1 protein-coding gene is annotated in these 637 nt (G+C 42.4%); it reads left to right on the forward strand.

Annotation, left to right across the window (positions count from 1 at the left end; all coding sequences use genetic code 11):
- The coding region (locus ACFINS_RS10775) for an L-threonylcarbamoyladenylate synthase (protein ID WP_375706271.1) at positions 1-531 on the forward strand (531 nt) is incomplete at its 5' end.
- Between the last annotated feature and the right edge of the window lie 106 nt (positions 532-637).

A 637-nucleotide genomic window follows, 5' to 3' on the forward strand; every position in this document is an offset into this window, starting at 1 on the left:
CTTAGCCCTACTTCAGCTGAGGCTGTTTGGGCATCTTTAGGAGAATCTGTTCCTTTGATACTTGACGGAGGTTTTTCTAAAATAGGGCTTGAATCAACGATTATTAAGGTTTCTGATGAGAATATTTATCTTTTGCGTCCTGGGGGGATTGCTGCTGAAGATATTGAAGAAGTTGCTGGAAAGTCTTTGAAGCGAATAGATCAGCGAGCTGCGATTGAGGCACCAGGCATGTTAAAATCGCATTATGCGCCCAATGCTGCGGTTCGTTTGAATGTCCAAAAGGTAGAACATGGTGAAGCACTTTTAGCATTTGGCATAAAACGCATTATGGGGGTTGAAAATGCCGTTTCTGTCTTAAATCTTAGCGAGAGTGGACAGTTAGAAGAGGCAGCTTCTCATTTATTTCAATACATGAGGCAATTGGATTCACTCAAGGTGAGATCTATTGCAGTAGAACCTATTCCATCTTACGGATTGGGTGAGGCTATTAATGATCGCCTCATACGTGCAGCGGCTCCAAAGGGAAAATGAAAATGGAGCGTGAGTTAATTGAAAGATTTAGAAAAATTGTTGGTGCTGCGCATGCTATAACAGATCAGGCTCTTATTGCACCCTATTTGCTTGAAGAGCGTGGACT

Origin of the sequence: Bartonella sp. AA2SXKL (assembly GCF_042197205.1) — a bacterium.
Classification (GTDB): Bacteria; Pseudomonadota; Alphaproteobacteria; order Rhizobiales; family Rhizobiaceae; genus Bartonella.